21 protein-coding genes are annotated in these 20,028 nt (G+C 37.8%); 1 reads left to right on the plus strand and 20 read right to left on the minus strand.

Annotation, left to right across the window (positions count from 1 at the left end; translation table 11 throughout):
- Window positions 1-150 precede the first annotated feature (150 nt).
- The 8 genes from BN3326_RS10455 to BN3326_RS10490 form a co-directional block, all read right to left on the minus strand.
- Complete coding sequence (locus BN3326_RS10455; RefSeq protein WP_069999130.1) at window positions 151-2,766, minus strand: FtsX-like permease family protein; 2,616 nt, start codon at window positions 2,764-2,766, stop codon at window positions 151-153.
- Entirely contained in the window at window positions 2,766-3,446 is a 681-nt protein-coding gene (locus BN3326_RS10460; protein WP_069999131.1) for an ABC transporter ATP-binding protein, read from the minus strand. Before BN3326_RS10460 ends, BN3326_RS10455 begins: the two co-directional genes overlap by 1 nt.
- A gap of 103 nt (window positions 3,447-3,549) precedes the next feature.
- Window positions 3,550-4,542 (minus strand): sensor histidine kinase, encoded by a 993-nt coding sequence (locus tag BN3326_RS10465; RefSeq protein WP_069999132.1) that lies wholly within the window; start codon window positions 4,540-4,542, stop codon window positions 3,550-3,552.
- Window position 4,543: 1 nt separating this feature from the next.
- A complete protein-coding gene (locus BN3326_RS10470) occupies window positions 4,544-5,221 on the minus strand; it encodes a response regulator transcription factor (RefSeq protein ID WP_069999133.1) in 678 nt (225 codons plus the stop codon).
- A 27-nt stretch (window positions 5,222-5,248) separates the two neighbouring features.
- The gene (locus tag BN3326_RS10475) at window positions 5,249-5,842 is read right to left on the minus strand and encodes a GNAT family N-acetyltransferase (protein ID WP_069999134.1); all 594 of its coding nucleotides are present in this window, start codon (window positions 5,840-5,842) and stop codon (window positions 5,249-5,251) included.
- A 22-nt stretch (window positions 5,843-5,864) separates the two neighbouring features.
- Window positions 5,865-6,461, minus strand: coding sequence for a TetR/AcrR family transcriptional regulator (locus tag BN3326_RS10480; RefSeq protein ID WP_069999135.1), 597 nt, complete (start codon window positions 6,459-6,461; stop codon window positions 5,865-5,867).
- A 292-nt stretch (window positions 6,462-6,753) separates the two neighbouring features.
- Window positions 6,754-7,536, minus strand: coding sequence for an AAC(3) family N-acetyltransferase (locus tag BN3326_RS10485; protein WP_069999136.1), 783 nt, complete (start codon window positions 7,534-7,536; stop codon window positions 6,754-6,756).
- Window positions 7,537-7,832: 296 nt separating this feature from the next.
- Window positions 7,833-8,750 (minus strand): DMT family transporter, encoded by a 918-nt coding sequence (locus BN3326_RS10490; protein ID WP_330389701.1) that lies wholly within the window; start codon window positions 8,748-8,750, stop codon window positions 7,833-7,835.
- A 104-nt stretch (window positions 8,751-8,854) separates the two neighbouring features.
- Here BN3326_RS10490 and BN3326_RS10495 point away from each other — a divergent pair, with 104 nt between their 5' ends.
- Window positions 8,855-9,718, plus strand: a complete 864-nt coding sequence (locus BN3326_RS10495; protein WP_069999138.1) for a LysR family transcriptional regulator — start codon at window positions 8,855-8,857, stop codon at window positions 9,716-9,718.
- A 181-nt stretch (window positions 9,719-9,899) separates the two neighbouring features.
- Here BN3326_RS10495 and BN3326_RS10500 read toward each other — a convergent pair whose 3' ends face one another.
- The 12 genes from BN3326_RS10500 to BN3326_RS10550 form a co-directional block, all read right to left on the minus strand.
- Complete coding sequence (locus BN3326_RS10500; RefSeq protein WP_069999139.1) at window positions 9,900-10,763, minus strand: AraC family transcriptional regulator; 864 nt, start codon at window positions 10,761-10,763, stop codon at window positions 9,900-9,902.
- A 108-nt stretch (window positions 10,764-10,871) separates the two neighbouring features.
- Window positions 10,872-11,483 carry a TetR/AcrR family transcriptional regulator gene (locus BN3326_RS10505; RefSeq protein ID WP_069999140.1) on the minus strand — a complete coding sequence of 204 codons (612 nt, stop codon included), beginning with the start codon at window positions 11,481-11,483 and terminating at the stop codon, window positions 10,872-10,874.
- Window positions 11,484-11,496: 13 nt separating this feature from the next.
- On the minus strand, window positions 11,497-12,345 hold the full coding sequence (locus BN3326_RS10510) for a nitroreductase family protein (RefSeq protein ID WP_069999141.1): 849 nt from the start codon (window positions 12,343-12,345) through the stop codon (window positions 11,497-11,499).
- 35 nt (window positions 12,346-12,380) lie between these two features.
- Window positions 12,381-12,569 carry a hypothetical protein gene (locus BN3326_RS21690; RefSeq protein ID WP_141722894.1) on the minus strand — a complete coding sequence of 63 codons (189 nt, stop codon included), beginning with the start codon at window positions 12,567-12,569 and terminating at the stop codon, window positions 12,381-12,383.
- A 160-nt stretch (window positions 12,570-12,729) separates the two neighbouring features.
- Window positions 12,730-13,626, minus strand: a complete 897-nt coding sequence (locus BN3326_RS10515; protein ID WP_069999142.1) for a macrolide 2'-phosphotransferase — start codon at window positions 13,624-13,626, stop codon at window positions 12,730-12,732.
- 111 nt (window positions 13,627-13,737) lie between these two features.
- Complete coding sequence (locus BN3326_RS10520; protein ID WP_069999143.1) at window positions 13,738-14,991, minus strand: MFS transporter; 1,254 nt, start codon at window positions 14,989-14,991, stop codon at window positions 13,738-13,740.
- Window positions 14,992-15,395: 404 nt separating this feature from the next.
- On the minus strand, window positions 15,396-15,896 hold the full coding sequence (locus tag BN3326_RS10525) for an HD domain-containing protein (RefSeq protein ID WP_069999144.1): 501 nt from the start codon (window positions 15,894-15,896) through the stop codon (window positions 15,396-15,398).
- A gap of 34 nt (window positions 15,897-15,930) precedes the next feature.
- Window positions 15,931-16,362, minus strand: a complete 432-nt coding sequence (locus BN3326_RS10530; RefSeq protein WP_069999145.1) for a hypothetical protein — start codon at window positions 16,360-16,362, stop codon at window positions 15,931-15,933.
- Complete coding sequence (locus BN3326_RS10535) at window positions 16,363-16,665, minus strand: DUF2089 family protein (RefSeq protein WP_069999146.1); 303 nt, start codon at window positions 16,663-16,665, stop codon at window positions 16,363-16,365. It lies immediately after the preceding gene.
- Window positions 16,666-16,891: 226 nt separating this feature from the next.
- Window positions 16,892-17,440: an NADPH-dependent FMN reductase gene (locus BN3326_RS10540; RefSeq protein WP_069999147.1), complete on the minus strand. Its 549-nt coding sequence runs from the start codon at window positions 17,438-17,440 to the stop codon at window positions 16,892-16,894.
- Window positions 17,441-17,497: 57 nt separating this feature from the next.
- Window positions 17,498-18,343, minus strand: coding sequence for a 2-oxoacid:ferredoxin oxidoreductase subunit beta (locus tag BN3326_RS10545; RefSeq protein ID WP_330389704.1), 846 nt, complete (start codon window positions 18,341-18,343; stop codon window positions 17,498-17,500).
- Between the two features lie 11 nt (window positions 18,344-18,354).
- Window positions 18,355-20,010, minus strand: a complete 1,656-nt coding sequence (locus BN3326_RS10550) for a 2-oxoacid:acceptor oxidoreductase subunit alpha (RefSeq protein ID WP_069999149.1) — start codon at window positions 20,008-20,010, stop codon at window positions 18,355-18,357.
- Window positions 20,011-20,028: the final 18 nt, after the last annotated feature.

Raw genomic sequence — 20,028 nt, forward strand, 5'->3', positions numbered from 1 at the left:
CACCTTTCTAGCAGATGCTTAGAAGTATTTCTGTTCATCTAATAATTGTATAAATAATCTGTATCTTTATAGCATATCACATCCTTTCAGAAAACAAAATAAAAGCGGCATAAGATAATTAATTAAGTAATTATCCTATGCCACCTAAGATTATATAATTTCTTGTTTTAGCGCATCTATAATATTTTCTTTTTTGACTTTGGCACTGGCGTAAAGCATAGCTGCTCCAACTATGATAAATACTGCGCCTATTGTGATGCCCATACTCATCCAAGGAATAGCAAATTCAAAGCTAAACTTAGCCATAAGCGTTCGGTGCATAAGATAAATCACCAGTAGACTTATTGGAAGGCCATAGATTAGGGCTTTGATCCCATAAAAAATGCTTTCATAACTTATCATCCTATTAAAGCTTTTGGGCGTCATGCCAACAGACTTCAGCATCGCAAACTCTCTTTTTCTAAGAGCAATACTTGTTGAGATGGTATTAAAAATATTGGCTGCGCAAATGGAAGTAATGAGCAGAATAAATGCATAGGTAAAAATGGACATTAAGAAAATCATCTGCTCTTCTCTTTGTCTAGCCACAAACACATTGTATAGATAAATATTAGTTCCTATGGCCGTACTTTGAAGTGCTTCAATCTCCTCCTGTAGGCGTAGGGGGTTATCACTTTTTATATAGAGTCTTTGGCTTATTCCTTTTTGCGCCATATCATTGCCTGCTGCCACTCTATTAAAAACATCCTGCGAGATAATGATATGAAAGCTTGAATTCGCTCCCAAGCCCCTCACCCCATCAGGCATTTTATGGGTAAGTGCCGCTATTTCTACCGACCCTAAAGGCATTTTTTCTTCGCGTTCACTGTCATAATAGCTTAAATCCAGTTTTTCCCCCAGGCTGGTCTTAACAGCTTTTGTCTCAATATACTTATCCAGTGTTATATCCTTATATTTGATTGTATCAACGACTACTGCGGGCAGCTTTTTGGTATCCTTAAGCAAATTAAAGTTAATCCCTGCCTCCTGGGCATAACGCCTCAGGTCTTCATCATTTAATACATTGATCACCACATGATAAGGATACTTACTATCTTGTAGTGCTTCTTCACTCGTTCCCTTTAGATACTCTGCGATAGCTTCTTCTGGGATCCAAGTATATGCATCAAGAGAATCTACCTGCGCGAGTTGGGTGATGTGACTAAGTAATCCTATCTGCCTGATCACAGCTTCTCTGGCTTCTTTATCTTCACTTTCTACCGTGACTTCTAGATCAAAGTTAATACCGTCCTGGGAAAGGACAAGTGCTTTTTTGAGCCCAGCTGTAAAAGATGATACCACGAGAAAAAGTACCATACTGATAATAAGAGAAAATACAGTTGCTTTATATCGCTTTTTATTTCTCTTAAGATTTTTAAGTGCTAAATCGCCTTCAATACCAAACAGGCTGCGTGTTAACTTGTATGTTTTTACCGATTGATCTGTAAATTTTACATCAGCTGTCTGTCTGATTGCATCAATGGCTGAGATCCTGGAAGCTTTTCTTGCAGGTCTATAGGTAGAAATTAGAATTGTAACCGCAGAGATAGCCGCTGCCACAATAAGAGAAGAGGGCAATATAACTACCCTAAATGTTTCCGTTATCGGCAGTGTCTCTTTCACCACAGGATTGATGCATAAAAAGGTAACCCCTATCCCAATAAATCCAGCTATAATACCTATGGGAATACTAATAGCGCCAATAACAGCTCCTTCAAAAAACACAGAATTTCTCTTTTGTACCTTAGTTGCCCCTACACTTGCTAACATCCCCAAATGTCTTGAGCGTTCAGATACTGAAATCGCAAAAGCGTTATAAATGAGTGCAACAGATCCAATCATGATAATACCTATAATAATAGCTGATAGATTAAAAAGCATCCCACGGAGTAAATCATCTTTAACAACACCATAATATCTAAGAAGTGAATGATTAAAACCCACCTCTTTTATATCATTTTGAGCTGCAAGTCTAGCGCCGTTTTCAAATATTGCAGCCTCGATGCGGCCTACAATCACCCTCGCACTTACCGTTTCTTCCAGGTCCATATGTCCCTCATCAATATAAGATAATACTGTATAGCCTGGCGCCCAAGTCGGTTCCCAGAGCGGCCTCTCGATAATACCTACAATACTATAAGTCTTTGTACTTTCTTTTGTGAGTGCTTCTTGAATACCCTCTTCATCTTTTCGCAAAGATACAGTTTGTGTCAAGGCAGGTTGATCTTCCTCAGTGTTTTGTACATATCTCTCACCTATATCCAGATTAAGGGTATCGCCTATTTTGTAAGCAATTTTAGCATTTGTCAGTATCGCCTCAGAAATGACAAGCTCATCTGGCGTCTGGGGGAGTCTCCCTTCACTAAGCACAATAGGGAAGTTCTCAAATCCCGCAGGATTATAGGCCTTCATGAAAAGATACGGCTTATTTGGGTTCTCGCTGCCCTCTAAGGGCGCATAGCCTAGATCTTTTTCTAAAATCAAAGTCTTAGTTGCCTCGTCTTCTTGTATCGCTTCAAGCTGAGTCTTGTTAACATCGTTATAAAGGACGTGCCACTTCCCCTCATTGGCCATCGTCTGCCTTTGCATCAGATCCATAAACGAACTGCCAAGAGCTGCTACAGCGGTAATCATGGCTGTTGAAATAATAACACCAATAATGGTAATGAGGGTGCGTTTCTTATTAAGCTTTAATTGTCTGAGGGTCAGCTTGTTTACAATATTCATCAGCGGATCACCTCATTTTTTGCAATCTGTCCATCTTCTATCACGATCACCCGATCAGCCTGAAGCGCTATACGTTCATCATGGGTAATAACAATAAGGGTTTGGTGAAATGTTTTATTAAACATTTTTAAGAGTTCAATAATCTCAGTACTGTTTTTACTGTCTAGATTACCCGTAGGTTCGTCTGCCAGCATGATGGCTGGATTACTTATGAGTGCCCGTCCTATAGATACTCTTTGCTGCTGCCCGCCTGAGAGCTGGTTTGGCAAATGCCCAAGTCTATTCTTCAGGTTTAATATACCAGTAATATGATTAAACTGCTCCTCATCAACTTTATGCCCATCCAGTAGTAGCGGCAGTGTTATATTTTCTTCTACATTAAGTACAGGAATTAAGTTGTAAAATTGATAAATAAGACCAATTTGTCTACGTCTAAAGATGGCAAGCTGTGTTTCATTAAGCTTATAAATATCTGTATTATCTATAAAAACTTTGCCTTTAGTTGGCAGATCTACTCCGCCAAGCATATGCAATAGAGTTGATTTACCAGATCCTGACGGACCTACAATCGCTACAAATTCTCCCTTTTCTATAGAAAAAGAAATATCATCCAGTGCTTTTACCATCGTTTCACCGCTGCCATAATGTTTTGATAAATGTTCTACTCTTAATATTTCCATTGTAAAACCTCCAAATTTCATTTTGATAACCTAAGTATATCTGTCCGAAATGACTTTGCGGTGACTCGATTGTGACAGTTTAGTCACTTAAGTACTTGCTTGGTTATTTATAAAACTTCATACTAAATTGGGTTCCTTCACCTTTCTTACTCGTAACGCTCACGTCACCTTTTTGGCTCACTACAATGCTTTTTGCCATTGCAAGACCTATCCCTACACTATCTTCACTGGCGTTTTTACCTTTGTAGAAACGTTTGAAAACATAAGGCAGATCCTCTTTGTCTATACCAACTCCAGTATCTGAAATAAGGATTTCTGTATATAAAGGGTTTTCGCTAAAAGAAATCGAGATAACCCCGCCAATTGGTGTATGTTCAATACAATTTTTGACGATATTAATGATAGCTTCTGTGCTCCAGCTGAGGTCCCCAATGAATGCTGCTTTTTCACCGCCCTCTATCACCAGCTGCTGCTCTTTAATCTCCATCGGAATCAGAAGCGGCTGCATGGCTTTTTTGATCAGCTCTGAAACTAACAATTTCTCCTTTTTAAAAACCACTGTTCCGGCATCTATTTTGGAGAGTTTCAGTAAAGAGGTTAAAAGCCACTCCATCCGCTCAAGCTGAATCTCTATATTTTTGGTAAACTCTATTCTTTTTTCGCGCTGTAAACTATCTCCGCTTAAAAGATCTGTCATCACCATCATTGAAGTAAGGGGTGTCTTGAGCTGGTGAGATATATCTGCAAGGGCATTTGCAAGCTGCTTTTTTTCCTCTTTAAGCAGTTCCCCTTGTTTTGAAAGCATCAGCGTCACCTTATAAATCTCATTTTTGAGAATGCTAAGCTCTCCTTCTTCATTATCTCGAATATCAAGGGAATGATCCCCTGCACAAATACAGCGCAGATAACCTGAGAGCCGCTCGATTTCCTTATATCTTCTTAGCGTAAACCAAAAACTGTAGATAGTTATTAAAATAAAGGTAATAAAGGCAATAAGTCCAGCCGTGGTGTTTAAACTAAAAATAAAAACCACGCCCACAGCTGCTATCATAAGCATTACTACAAGAAAAATACGTATTTCTTTGTTGCGCAGCATATTAGTCACCTACCTTATAGCCAAGACCACGCACCGTCTTAATAATCATAGGATTTTGAGGATCATCCTCTAGCTTTTCCCTGAGCCTTTTGATGTATACCGTTAGTGTATTGTCATTTACAAAATTGCCTGCCACATCCCAAATCCCTTCTAGAATTTGATTTCTCGTTAAGACTTGTCCTTCATGGCTTATAAAAGTCAGTAATAAGCGGTATTCTAAAGCCGTCAGATTCACTTCCACACCTTTTTTATAAACCTTAGCATCCAGTGTATGAATGCGCACATCATTTAACTCAAAAATCGTCTTCTGGCTGCTGTCTTTATGATATCTGCGCAGTATAGACTTGATGCGTGAGAGAAGCTCTCTGATACGAAAAGGTTTTGTAATATAATCATCTGCTCCCATATCAAGCCCCATCACTACATTTACCTCATCATCACAAGCTGTTAAAAAAACAATGGGTATGTCCCATTTTTCCCTTGCTATTTTGCACAGCTCATAGCCACTGCCATCCGGTAATGAAAGGTCTAATAAGCACAAATCAAATTGATTTTTATTAAGTGCCTCTCTCCCCGATGCCACATCATTGCACAGCACTGTGGTATAGCCTTCTTGCTGCAAAGAATATTCAAGCCCTGCCCCAATTGTTTTATCATCCTCAACCAATAAGATTTTCAAAGTTTCACCCCGTTTATCCTGAATTTTTTATTTTTGCCATTCCATATAGATTCTTTCTTTAAAGCCTTTAATTTTAGAGTATTTTTCTCGTTTACGTTTAAAATCATTAAATCCCAGTTTTTTATATAAGCGATAAGCATTTTGATTACTATCTATAACCTCAAGCACATAGCGCCTATAGGGCAGTTCTTGCATAACATACTGAAACAGTGCTGTAGAAACTCCTTTTCCTCTTGCTTTTTCTTTTGTGGCAACACATTCAATATAGGCAGTATCATCCGAATAACTTAAGGGTGCATTGAATTCTCTTTTTAACCACCAATAAGCTAAACTCCCTTTTATAAAACCCAGGCTTTTTTTAAAGCTTGCTTTATCGATAACCATACCTCGCTGTTTGCGATTAGCACAAGCTAGCATGCCTACAATCTCCCCCTGTATTTCAGCCAAATAAAAAACCTCGTGACAAAATGCTTTTTTAAAAGCCTCTTTAAGTTTATTTCTATCTTTACTAAGAAATGATAAATCCCTATAATAAGCATCCGCAAAAACACTGGCTGCTTCAAGCCGAACATCTTGGCTATAGTTTAGCATTGGCTTGATGGTAACTATATTTCTTTCCATTTCGTCTTTCCCCCATTCTCTTCTACTTCAATAAAAATGCTAAAACATCTTGTACTTCTGGTGCCTTGTACTTTTCCTGCATAAATAGTTTCATATTGGCTATTCCCTGTATAACAGAATAGAAGAAAAGTGACATTGTATAGGGATCACCACTCTTAAACGCTCCTAGCGCCTGCCCTTTTTTAATGAGTTCTGCTGTGTGGTTAAATAAAAGCAAATCACTTCTTTGCAATTCTTCTGCCTGGGGCAAAGCTTCTCCTTCTAGTAACAAACGGGATACTAAAAGAAAGTAATAGGATATTTCCTTACTTGACTGAATATCTTGAATGACATTGCGAGTGATCTTTCTAAAAATATCAGCAGGTGCAATATCTGAATCAAAAAATTGTATAGTACCGGATAATTCATCAATAGTATTTGTTACTAACTGAGAAAAAAGCTCTTCCTTCGAAGAGAAATGCCGGTATATTAGGCCTGTGCTAATATTGGCATGTGCTGCAATGTCTTTTATGCTGGTCATGGCAAACCCTTTTTGTGCAAACAGTTTAAGAGCCACTGTCTCAATTTTGCCGCGTGTTAATAAGGACATTTTATCATTTTGTTCCTTGGTGCGAGCCACATAATCCCCTCCTTTAAAATGAATTGAACTTATATTCATTTTAAAGGAGGGGATATTATTTGTCAAGCTTACTCCCCTACATAATATCTAAAAAAGGTCGCCAAACACATGCTGAGATTGGCGGTAGTGAACGCTTCAGCCAATATTTCCGGTAATCTCGATATCAGTCCAATTCCACCGGATTTCCACTTCACTCTTAATAGTGGAAAAATTAAAGCCCTTAAGTGTCTATCCATACACTCAAGGGCTTTAATCGTTTCATAGTGTATTCTTAACTAGTTCCTAATACCAACTATGTCCACCATTCTTTTGGGATCTCATCTAATTCTATTAAACAATTAATCTGATGTGACAACACCTTTTTTGTAACCTCAAAGATACCATTGGCATCACATAAAATGCACTTCGCATCTCCAAACCTGACTTGATGTGCTACGTTATTATCATAGAATGCTTGCTCCAATTTACTATAGGCCTCTGATATATGAGCCGTCGTTTGATTGTAATGGCGATACATGTGGCTTTCTTTTAAGCTGCCATCTGGCATTACAATCTTAAAAAGTACTGGTTTTTCTGTAAAACGTTCTGGTACCTGTAAAATCTCTTCCACACCATGAATAAATGTGTTACGCATATGGTTTACGCCTAATAAAAGGATTTTCGCATTTCTTTCTCTTAAGCGATCATAGCATCCACCCACTGCACAGGGCGTTGTTACCTCTTCTTCCCCTTTTACGTATTCTATACTATCCTTGCCATAGGCAGCTACACTATGTGTTGGATGTAATGAACGAATGACGCCCTCTCTCTTCATAAATAAATTGGTTAATATGCCAACGCAGGAGGGTTCCCTCATTGGATCATACGCGTTATGAGCCTCACTCATATTCGCCCAAGTATGTGTAGGCATAATTAATAAGCCTTCGACTAAATATTCCATGAATGCATCAAGTACGGTGTCTGCGCCACCTAAAACTTCACCGATTGATTTCATGGATGAATGAATAAGTACGGTATCTGTAGACTCTATACCCATTTCTTGTACCATATTTTTTAGATCTTGTTTCGTATACATATCTTCCCCTCATTTTCTTAGCATTTATGATGAAATTTAAAACCCTTTAACCTAAGTAACACTAAGTTAAAGGGTTCTTCCTATTACTAAATATACACTGCACCTAAGCATATATAGGAGGACACTTTAATTGCTTCAGCATTGCAAAGTCTTCCATATCTTGAAGTGCCAAAATAAGTGCTTGTCTATCCCTACTCATAATCGACCATTCCTTATATTTATTCTTATAATTTATTATACCTTTAAAACCTAACCTAATCAAGAACAACGCCTTGTAAGAGCAGCACCCATTTTCATCATGCAGCATTGTCTTTACAATATCGTTTGCCGCAGCGAATAGAACGAAACAACTCTCCAAATGCTGCACCGCCTAAAATCAACACACCTCCAGCGATTTGCACAAAACTTAACTTTTCATTTAGTATAACCACTGAAAAAACAAGTGCCGAAAGCGGCTCGAGATAGCCACAAATTGATACAGTCTGCACAGGCAGGCTGCCAATGGAAGAGAAGTAAAAATAACAGCCAACCCCAGTATTGACAACGCCCAATAAAAGTATTGGGATAAAATCCCCCTGCATAATATGAACTGAAACTCCCTGCTTCAGACCTATAAACACTGCAACTGTTATAAAACTCATTATTAACTGATACATGGCATTTTCAAGTCCTGTTATGCTTGCAGCTTTTTTATTAAAAACGACCATAACCGCATATGTAATGGCGGAAAATATACCATAGATTAATCCCCAGGAGGTTCTTCCCTGTGAGAGCGCTTGCCCATTGACACAAACCATTCCAATGATTACAGTAAGAAATCCAAATAGCTTGACACTTGTCATCTTTTCTCTAAATATAAAGGGCGAAAGTATTATGACAATCACAGGACCGCAATAGTACGTAAGGGTGGCTATACTTACACCCATTTGTGCATAAGCTTCATATAAAAAGATCCAGCTTGCTCCCATTGCTATGCCGGAAATTACTAAATACAAACAATGTGATTTGTTTTTCAAAAACTTTACTTTTGGCTTAGACAGTGCAAAGACTAAAATCAGAAATAAACTGCCAATTAAAGTTCGCCAAAAGACGATTTCATAGCTAGTAAGTGAGATATAGCTTGCCACAATTCCATTAGAGCCAAACAAGAGCAATGCCGTTATGTATTTGAAATAGGCATTTTTCGTTTTAACCATCATTTCTTTTCCTTTCAATAGTTGAATTTTGAATGATAAAAGTATATCATATGCCTATATATTACAAAAGCGAATATTTTTCATGATTATCATAACAAAACCAAATAGAAAAGGAAAGATATATGAGTATCCAAAAATATATGGCGTTTGTCAAAACAGTAGAATATGGGAGTTTCACTAAGGCCGCCGATGCACTAAACTATACTCAGTCTGGCATCAGCCGTATGATTAAGGATTTAGAAAGGGAATGGTGCGTCTCTCTTCTCGAGCGAGGGCGCGCCGGTGTCAGTTTAACCTCTGATGGCTTGAAGTTATTGCCTCAGTTAAAGCGCATCTGCAATGAGCATGAAATCCTAATAGCGCAAATCGACGACTTACATGATATGCAGTCCGGCCTGATTCGTATTGGAACATTTTCAAGTGTAGCAACTCACTGGCTCCCTAATATGATTAAGATTTTTAAGAAGGACTATCCAAAAATTGATTTTGAATTATTGCTTGGTGATTATACAGAAATTGAAGACTGGATCTTAGAAGGACGTGTTGACTTCGGATTTTTACGGCTGCCGACAAAATCAGAACTTGAAACGATATTTTTGGAGCTGGACCGCTTGCTTGTAGTAATTCCCCAAGATCATCCGTTCGCTAATGCGGATAAGTTTCCAGTGAATGAGTTACTCACTAGTCCGTTTATGCTGCTCGAAAAGGGGGCCAAGGCAGAAATCTCTGAAATATTTGAGAAACATCATATCGTCCCGCAAGTTCATTTTACAACCTGGGATGACTATGCCATTATGTCCATGGTAGAAAACGGCCTTGGCATCAGCATATTGCCCGAACTCATTTTACAACGTATTCCTTATAAAATTGCAGCTAAAGAGCTTGAAACTCCTGCCTTTAGAAATATCGGCGTGGCTATGCGCGAACAAAAATTACTTTCTATTGCTGCAAAACGATTTTTAGAATATCTGCATTATAGGAAGTAGGAAGTGATACTTTGACATAATTTTCGTGACTTTTGAATTATCTCCGTAGATAATCTGATAGTTTCTTTTATCAAAAACATCAGCTCCCTCTCAGCAATAATCTTGCCGTGATAGGGAGCTGATGCAATATCTCTAATAGATACTTAGAAATATTATAAACTTATATTTGAGCTTACATACTTTATTTCTTACGAACAGGAATCCAAATTTCGCTATAAGCGTACTGCGCTTTATGCTCATTCATTTTCGTAAAAGAAAAGCTAGGCGCATTGATTACTTCGTAGTTTGAAGAAGGCAGCCATTCTGCGTAGATACTTGCCATTGTTTGCTGAAGCGTAGAAGGAAATGGTCCTTCGTTTGGAAAGATCGCCCAAGTATACGCTTCAACTGACACTTTTTCTAATAATTCACTCACCTCATCTTTGGTCGTTAAAACCCCTATTAAATGGGTTAAATCGCCTTCTTCTTTTAAGAAGTTAGCATCGGCATTATAAGAAGCATTAACAACCTCATAAGGTGCTATATCTTGCAGCGCATGCATCTCTTCTCTCTGTTTACTTGTTATGCTTTTTGCAAGCTCTACAATCGCATTATTAACCCCTTCAAATTGCATCGGTACTCGCCTAGTTACCCCAACTAAATTAAACGCGGGTTTGTCTTCAATTCTAAATTCCATAGAAACGCCTCCCTTAACGGTTATGATAAATGAAAGTTTGGGAAATGATTTGCTTATGCCTTTTTTGACTACATCTGAAGGTAAAAAGCCGCTCCACTTTTTAAATGCCCGAGTAAAGCCATCCATTGACTGATACCCGTATTTAAAAGCAACATCCGTTACTTTCTCCCCCTGTAATAAGTCCTTATTGGCTTCTGATAATCTTCTGTTTTTGATATACTCAGTAAGCGTCATGCCTGAAAGATAAAAGAATATCTTTCTAAAATGATAATCAGAAACCCCAGCATATTCAGAAATGATTTCAAGAGATAAATCATCTGTTAAATGCGCTTCAATGTAGTCAATCACATGATTTAATTCTTTTAACATGGTTTCCCTCCTTTTCATATCTCTATCCTATCAAAGAAGCTTTAAGGCTGCTCGACTTTCTTAATACAACAAATATCGTATTGTTGTATGCCATAATGAACCTCTTTCTTACTTTTCAATGCCAAATCGAATCATAGAAAGATAACTGTTTCTCTCTTCAATGAAATGCTGAAGATATGTTTCTTCCAAATCACTGCTGCCCTCCAGCTCTGCCAAATACTTTTCATCGAAATAATCCAGCGTAAGCATGATCAGTCTAAAAGCCTGCTCACGGTCCACACCTACTCTAAGGGGAACTTTGTTAAATAACCGTTTCCATTCTTTTTCATTAGCACTCATCAAAGCGCCGTACTTTTCTTGGATCTCTGCTTTGAGCTCACCAGGCGTGGTGTAAAAGGCTTCTTTGATGATTCTCATTAGGTCAGGATTTTTTTTATAATAATGAAATTTGGTGACACTAACTTTTTCTTTTGCTTCAAAAAAATCATGAGTTTCCATTAGAGTATCGAAATGCATAGCCACTCTTCCCTTTTCGAAACATCTGTCCAAAACACTCAGATACAAATCTTTCTTGCTATTAAAATGGTGAAAAATGAGGGCCTTGGATATACCGGCTGCCTCAGCCAGCATGGTGGTGGAAGTATTAGCATATCCATGACGGGCAAATACATTAAAACAGATGTCTAAAATTTTTTCTTTATCGTAACGTTGTAAAGGCACGGGGTTTATCTCCTTATTCTATTGAAAGTCTCCACACTGCTCTGTCTGAATCTTCATTTACGGTTACCTTTGGAGCATATCCCTTATCAATTAATCCAAGCCAAATATGACATGCACAAATGCCTATATCAACATTTGGGTGTTCCCATTTAAAATGCTTATAGCCAACTGGCATAGCAACAGTAATCGTTTTGAAATCATCCTCAAAGGCAAATTGCCACATTTGCGAGTTGCCAGCAGATGGTGCTTTTCTTCCTAAGTCAAGCGCATACAAAATATCATCTGAAAGTTTATCATAATCATTGGGATTTACAAGCAACTCTTTAACTTCTTTACGTTTAAAACTTGATGTTTTTTTCGTAATTCTGTCTACCAGGCGCAATCCTCCATCTTCATAATAGCCGATGGGTGTGATACATATTGCCCGCCTGCCGGTGGTTATACCTTTTGAATAGCCATAACCCATATTTGATTCTTTTAACTGCTCAGCAGATTGTAAATGAGGCAGCAAACGCTCAAGTTCCGATAGTTTATAGTGCCCGTACCAACAAGTTGAAATCCCTTTGCTCTCTGCAAAAAGAATAAGTAGCTCTCCAATAAAACCAACCTTTGAGATGGAGATACTATCGGTTTCTGCCACAAAGGCAACGTTATCCGGTGGGGATTTCATAATTGTATAAAGCGTTTTGGTTGGATCAGCAGTAAAAAATTTGATCTCAACACTGTGATCGAAAGGAACTGCCATTGCATTTGCAAAATCCTTTATGGATTCAATGATGTCCTTATTAACAGCAGTCATTTTGTAGCTGCGTGCTGATCGCCGTGCATCAATAGTACTTTTTAGGGGAAATGGGATATTCATATTTAGCACCTCCAAATATTATAGGACCTCATCACTTAATCTAACCATCGGTCAATATAATTATACCACTTAGCTGACCAAAGGTCATTATAGAGCCGATTATAAAATGAATGGTAATTCATATCGTTGTACGCGTTGTCTAGCTTTTTAATTTGTATGATATTTTCTTCCATTCTCTTTTCCTCATCTACAAATAAAGAGCCGATAACTGTGATTGCTTTCACATGTTATCGGCTCTGCGCCTTAGCGCCTTTACGCGCTCTGCTATTCCTTTACTTTCTTTTATCCATTATTTTTTTCATGGCCTTGTTAACTTCTTGGTTAGCAGTTTCTTGATAAATATCAGCATAAGTTTTTGAATCTTTGATTCACTAGTCCTATTCTCTAACAATCACTTGCAAGCATGTGTGCAGCTGTCTCATGCATGTCTTGCAGCCCCGACAACTCTGCATATTCAGCGACAGTGATCCCGCTTGTTGTTAGCAGCTGGGCAATATGCTCCTCCATTCTTACCCAAGTTTTACCTCCCGCATTGTCATAGGCGTCGATCAACTTTTTTAGTCCGTCTTTCCCAAAGAGCAGGTAATGGGACATGAAATCTACAGACACATCAGCTATCCCTACTTCTGTCCAATCAATTAATCCCGTAACACAATTATCCTTATTAATCAGGATGTGTCCTGGATGCAGGTCCCCATGTTTTACACCTACATGAGACGGCCAAAATGAGTCTTCGGATAACCACGCTTGCCAGCTGTCCCATAACTTCGGGTTGACCTGATATTTTTCCTTCACTCGTTCCATGCGTTGTTTCATAGCCACTCTTAACTCACTCGCCCCGATCACTTCAACACCAATATTTTTAAATTCATGTTGGGGTAATGCGTGTAAATTTGCCAGCACTTTACCCAATGAGTTATAGTACTCAGCTGGTACATTGGTTTCATCAAAACACCATACATAGGCTTGTTGTTGAGGATCAATAGTCGCAGCCGGAACACCCTTTAACTGCTTATACGCAATGAGCTCTTCTGAATAGATAGACCACTCAGGAACTTGAAAGCTTGCATAATGATTTAGGATATCTAACGCTCTTTTCTCTTGCAGCGCATGTCTCATAGATTCTGGTCTGCGCGGAATCCTTAGTATCCACTTATCGCCGTTTTGAGCTTTAGCATGAGCTACGAGAAAGTCAACTCCTGACCCATTAATTGTTATAGTCTCTTCTAAAATATCCAGACCTTTATCATTTGCTAATTGTTTAATTTTAAGTTTATTCATTTTTATTTCCTCCACATTTTCATTTTATTTTTGTATTCTAAAGTCAAAAAACTACCATATGATCTTCTATATTTTCCATGCAAAACAAATAATACCCTTTGCTTTCTCTTTTTAAATACTGCTATGACTCTTAATAAATATATGACAAATCACTATCATCAATAAAACTGCTGTCAATACTACCAAGTGCACGTTGACCCATTCAAGAGCCATGCCATATGCTAACGCGCCAAGGGGCATGCCTCCTCTGGAGATCATGCTGACTAAAGAAAATACCCTAGACATATATTCGTCTGGTGTTTGTCTCTGTATATAAATCTGCATAGGAACAGATAGCAATATATTAGCAAGACTAAAAAGGCCTAGTATCCCTGCCAACAAAGCAAAATAGAGTATGGTATCATTGCCCAACACAGTTATACTCCTTGGGAAAAGCAGAATAGAAAACATTAACATGCTCCCTAAAAGCAGGCCGCTGCCGATTTTAAAAGACTTAATGATCTTCTCCCCTTTTCCAAACAAAACCCCTACTGCCACACTCCCTAGCAATGCACCTAATATAATGATTGTTTGTAAATAACCGTATTGAGTATCCAAATAGTGTAAATGAGTCTTAAAAAGCAGTGGCACAATCACACCAAAAATCGGTTGTACCACAAAGTAGATTACTAAAAAGAAATAACACATATTACGAATAATATTATTTTTCATAATAAACGCGATGCCTTCTTGCAGGTCACTTACAATTCCCTTCATGCCCGCTATTCTTTGTTGTTTTACATATACGTACTGGATCATCATCTCGCTGGCTCCCGATAAGAGAAATGAGAGGCCATTCATCAAAAAAACCATCGTAATCCCGAAGTTCGCGTATAAGATTGTGCCTATGACTGGTCCTAAAAGAATCCCTAGACTCCTCATAGATGCAACGGCAGAATTGCTTTGTGTCAGCTCTTCTTTCGCAACCAGCCCAGGCAGCATTCCTCTTGTAGCTGGTTCAAACAAACCATTCAATAGAGAAATTACTGTCTGAACTATTAATAATAAAGAAATCCTCATGAATCCTCCATATGAGATGAACCCCAACGCTAGTATCGCCCCTGCACTCATAAGATCTGTTCCTACCATAATCTTTTTTCTATTCATCCTATCCCCAATGACTCCAGCAAAAGGATAAATGACTAGGGCTGGCAGCAGTGTCAAAAAGGAAAACATCCCAATGGTAGCAGCTGAACCTCCTATATCTAGAATATATAGCGGCATAGTTACCATTTGTACGCTGCTGCCTACATCAGATATCATTCTGCCAGCTAAGAACAATACAAAATTAGTATTTAAAAACTTCTTTTTTCTTTTTTTATTCATTACTTCACTCCTGTCTAAAACCCTATGACTTTCTTTACTTTCTCACAGGGAAAAGCCCTCAATTTAAACAGAAAATAAAAAAACACAGGTTAGCTACCTGTGCTCTTAGTAAACGGATAATATACGCCAAAATAGAAACACTTATATTGCTTATAGAAACAAGTGTTTTTACATCGTATATATATTTATTTATCGTTAATAAGGTTTTCTTAAAAATAGGCAGACTAATCCCGATTACTCTACACAATAGGTAGATACTTTAAGTACTATTTAATTAATTACATAAAGTATAAAATCGAGTTCTGAACATGCCACACATTTTTAAGCAACCCTCCATTCTTTTTTTAATCATCATTATCATAACATATCTGCTACGTCCTAGCAAATACAAATAATGGAATGCATCAAGTTGTGTAACCATAGCGTAAATGCGCAGCTTTTAAACCCTTAGTAGTCTTAAAATGCTGTGCTATATATTTTTTCAGCATATCCTTATCCTTTGAAACATCCATGTACGCCAAGTTTTCCAGCAGGTCCGCCTCCCATTGGATTTGAAAATCCAGACCGTCTATTTTTGCTGGTGTGTGATGGTTCCCAACAATAAAACATACTCTATCGGTTTTAACAGAACTGTAGCCTATTTTCTCCAGAATACCTCTTGCAACTTTAGAGCCTTCCTTCTCCTGATAAGTCCCATCCATAGATCCATACTTACGCTGGGCTTCAATTGCACCAATATCATGTAAAATGGCAACTATTGAAATAAGCTCCTTCTCATCTTCTGGGAGATTCTCCCCCTCCATGATATCTTCAGCATTTTTTAATACTTTCAATGTATGTTCAATCCCATAAGGAACTTCCTTAAATACATCCTTCATCGCTTCAATTGCCTTCTCTTTATACATCTTTTCACCTTTATTTAGAACATTATTTTTTATCTCATTCTAAATCCTGAATATTCATTTTTTCTAATTCTTCATTCTTTTTCTGCTTCTCCCTACAAGCCAAATATATCCCCAGCAGAATAATTGTTGGAATGTTAGTAGTTAAAAAAACAGGCGCAGCCATAGCTGCCACTTCCCCTATACTTGGCTTTTTTACATCTTCAATCTTAGTTTCCTCATAAATAATAGTGCCATCTGGTGCCTGAGAAGTTATTGTCGTATGCTCACCCATTGTATAATACATACTGAGTCCTAAAACATTTGTAATGGAAAATAATAAAAATATAAGAGGCAGGATAAGCCCCAGCCACTTACTCTTTCTTCGAGATAAATATATTTGCAGCCATACTGTACCCACTATCAGTATGATCAGTATGAATAGAACAATCAGAATCGTTAATGTTACCGGTATTGTATTACTTGTCATTTACTCTCCCTCCTTTTTAACCTTTTTATATTCTGAAATCAGTATCTTTGCTGTATCAAAGTCCAGCTTTTCTTTGACTGCAAGACGCTTAATGAGGGCGATATAGGGTTCATTTGAGGTATCCTCACTAATTTGAATTTTTTGTATTAGTTTATCCAGTCTGAGCCTTACCGTGGGGTAAGTCACCCCGTATTGACCTGCAATTTCTTTTAAAGAACCCGATGCCATAATGAATTTTTTGATAAAAGCAACATCTTCCTCATCAAGATTGGTCATCCATTCTGGTACAATTTCTATAGGCACACCATCCCCTCCTTTAATAAAATTAATTATATTCTTTAATATTATTAAAGTCAATATTTACTTTTATTTTCATTTTCTTTATCAATAATTTTTTTATAATGACTTTACGATAAAAAAGCGTCTTGAAAGAAGCTTTTTATAGCTCAATCAAGACGCATTTCTTATTCACTATTTTCTATGAGATATTCTTATAACAACTCTTGTTGATACAAGATAATTTATGTCTTTAGGAAATCTTCTCTACCCAAGTAACAAAATCTGCTAAGAAACTGTCAATAAACTTCTTTGTCTCTTCATCACTTAATGCACCCTTTTCATCAATCAACGTGTGGTAAGCCCCGATATATGCCTCAGGCTGAGCAAGGGTTAAAACATTGAGAAAAGCCAGTATCTGACGCAGATGGTGATTGGCACCAAATCCACCGATATTTCCAGGAGATTGGCTAATAACAGCTCCTGGTTTAGCATTCCAAACACTTTGACCATAAGGTCTTGAACCTATATCAAGGGCATTTTTCAACGCTGCTGGAATAGATCGGTTATGTTCAGGTGTGATAAATAACACTCCGTCCAAAGCTTTTATTTCATTGCGAAATGAAGTATATTCTTTGATCTCTATATCATCGTGATCCTGACTATAAAGTGGAAGATTACTGATATCCACTATTTTAAATACATAACCTGAAGGTGCGTGACTTGTGATATAGTCTGCAATACTCCCTGAAAAGGAATTTTTTCTCAAACTGCCTGTGATAATACCAATTGTTTTATTCATTGTAAATTCCTCCTATTTATGTTATAGATTTTTTATAATTATTTATATCATCAAAATTTAAATGCATTCAGCTATTAAATTTTGGAGAAGTCCTGAAGGGGTGTTCCTCTCTATAAGCGGCCCGCCCTTTGCTAATACAGGATGTTTCTGATGAAAATCTGCTTTTTGTTCTTGATAGATAATACCGATAGGAATTTTTTCATCATATTCTAGGGCCTTTTGCAAGGCTGCTGCCTTGTCTGAAAAATCATAGGTCTCATCTAAACGATAAACACGTTTTTTATAATAAGCAAAGGTATTAATTTTATTAAAACTTACGCAAGGCTGCAAAATATCTACTAGTGCATAGCCTTTATAAGAAATAGCCTGCTTCATAATTTCTGTAAGGTGCTCCTTATCTCCGCTAAAAGCCCTTGCCACAAAACCAGCTCCTGCTGCTATTGCCATGAGAATAGGATTAAGGGGCGTATTCAGACTTCCTTCTGTCTGCACATCTGTGATATGTCCTTCTTGTGAAGTGGGTGATGCCTGCCCTTTAGTCAGCCCATAAATCTGATTATCATGGACAAAGTGGGTAATATCCACATTTCTTCTGATGTTATGGATAAAATGATTACCTCCTTCTCCATAAGAATCTCCATCTCCTGTATTTACAATAACCGTTAATTCATCATTAGCAATTTTTGCTGCAACAGCTGGAGGCAATGACCTGCCATGGAGTCCGCAAAAACTATTGGCACTGATGTATTGAGGTGTTTTTGCTGCCTGGCCTATCCCTGCTACTGCCAGTACTTTATAAGGATCTTTACCCAGCTCTTCTAAAGCTGCTTTTAAAGCGTCTAATATACTAAAATTACCACAGCCTGGGCACCACGCTGTTTCATATGTTTGAAAAGTATCCATGCTCATCCCTCCTATAACATTTTTTCTATAATTTCTTTAGCAGTAATCTGGCGGCCATCATATTTAAGAATACTCCTATCACAAGTAATTCCTGTCTGCTCTTTAATTAGATCAGCTAGCTGGCCTGTGGCATTTTGTTCTACATTTATGATCTTAAGGGCTCTAGCAGCCTTTTCTCTCAATACTTTTTGTGGCAACGGATATATATCTCCAAATACTAAAGCACCATATTTTTCTTCTTGAGACTTATTAATAAGTTCAATTGCCTCTTTTAAAGGCCCATAAACAGATCCCCAAGCAACTACAAGCCTAGTAAAATCCTCTGCACCCAAAAATTCTGGTTCTTCTAGTTTTTCTTTTAAAAGCTCAAGTTTTTTCAGACGTTTATCCATCATTTTCACACGTACTTCTGCTGACTCTGTAATCCATCCCTTTTCATCATGTTCATCACTGTCCGCTGTTACAAAATGCTTTACTCTCCCAGGGATTAAGCGCTTGGAAATGCCATCCTCTGAAAACCTATAGCGTAAATACTCTCCTTCTATCTCACTATCTCTTAGTAAATTAACAGTGGGAATGTCTTTTATGTTAAAGGGCTCCACCGTTGCTGATGAATCACCAATATACTGGTCGCTTAAAATGATAACAGGCAGCTGATATTTTTCTGCCATCTCAAAGGCTCTTATAGTCTGATAAAAGGCATCCTTATGATTTCTCACAGCTATAACCATTCTTGGAAATTCGCCTTGTGAAGCAGAGATGACAAACTTAAGGTCACTTTGCTCTGTCCTTGTAGGCAAGCCAGTTACTGGCCCAGGCCTTTGAACATCCACGATGACAAGGGGAATTTCTGCCATACCCGAAAGCCCTAGTGCCTCTACTTTCAGTGCAAAACCGCCTCCTGAAGTCCCTGTCATAGCTCTCGCTCCTGCAAAAGAAGCTCCTATGGCCATATTAACAGCTGCTATTTCATCTTCGGCTTGTTCTACAACAATACCTGTCTCAACACTTTTTCCTGCTAAATATTCCATAATGGTTGTGGAAGGGGACATGGGATAGGCTGAATAAAACCTAAGCCCTGCTGCAAGGGCTCCAAGAGCAAGTGCTTTATTCCCTGATAAAATCATCCACTCACCATATTTGCCTTCTATGTGTGCATATTTTGCTTCTACTGCCTGATAACCTTCTTCTGCAGCTTTTAAATTAACTTCTAAATAGTCTTCTTTAACAAACTGTTTAAATACTTGGTTTACATGATCTAGGCTTTCTCCAAAAAGTTTTAAAACAGTCCCTATTGCAACACTTCCTGCTGCCCTAAAATTACCTAGACTTCTGGCAATGCCCATCATATCTATTTTAATCATCTTTGGGTCTTCTATTTCTGATTGACTGCCACAAAGGATAAAGCCATCTGCTTTTAGTTGATCTTTATGTAATATAATGGTTTCATCATTAAAAGCAATGATACCATCCAGTTCATAAGTATGTGAAAAAATTTCTTCTGATCCAAAACGAACAAGAGAAAAATTATGTCCGCCTCTTACTCTGGACATAAAGTCCCTAATAGTAAATACATTGTAGCCAGATTTTTTGAGTAGTTTTTCTAGAATAGCCGCTGTTGTTTCTATTCCTTGACCAGCCGCTCCTCCTACTAAGATATTATACATGTTGGATCCCTCCTCTAT

Origin of the sequence: Cellulosilyticum sp. I15G10I2 (assembly GCF_900095725.1) — a bacterium.
Classification (GTDB): Bacteria; Bacillota; Clostridia; order Lachnospirales; family Cellulosilyticaceae; genus FMMP01.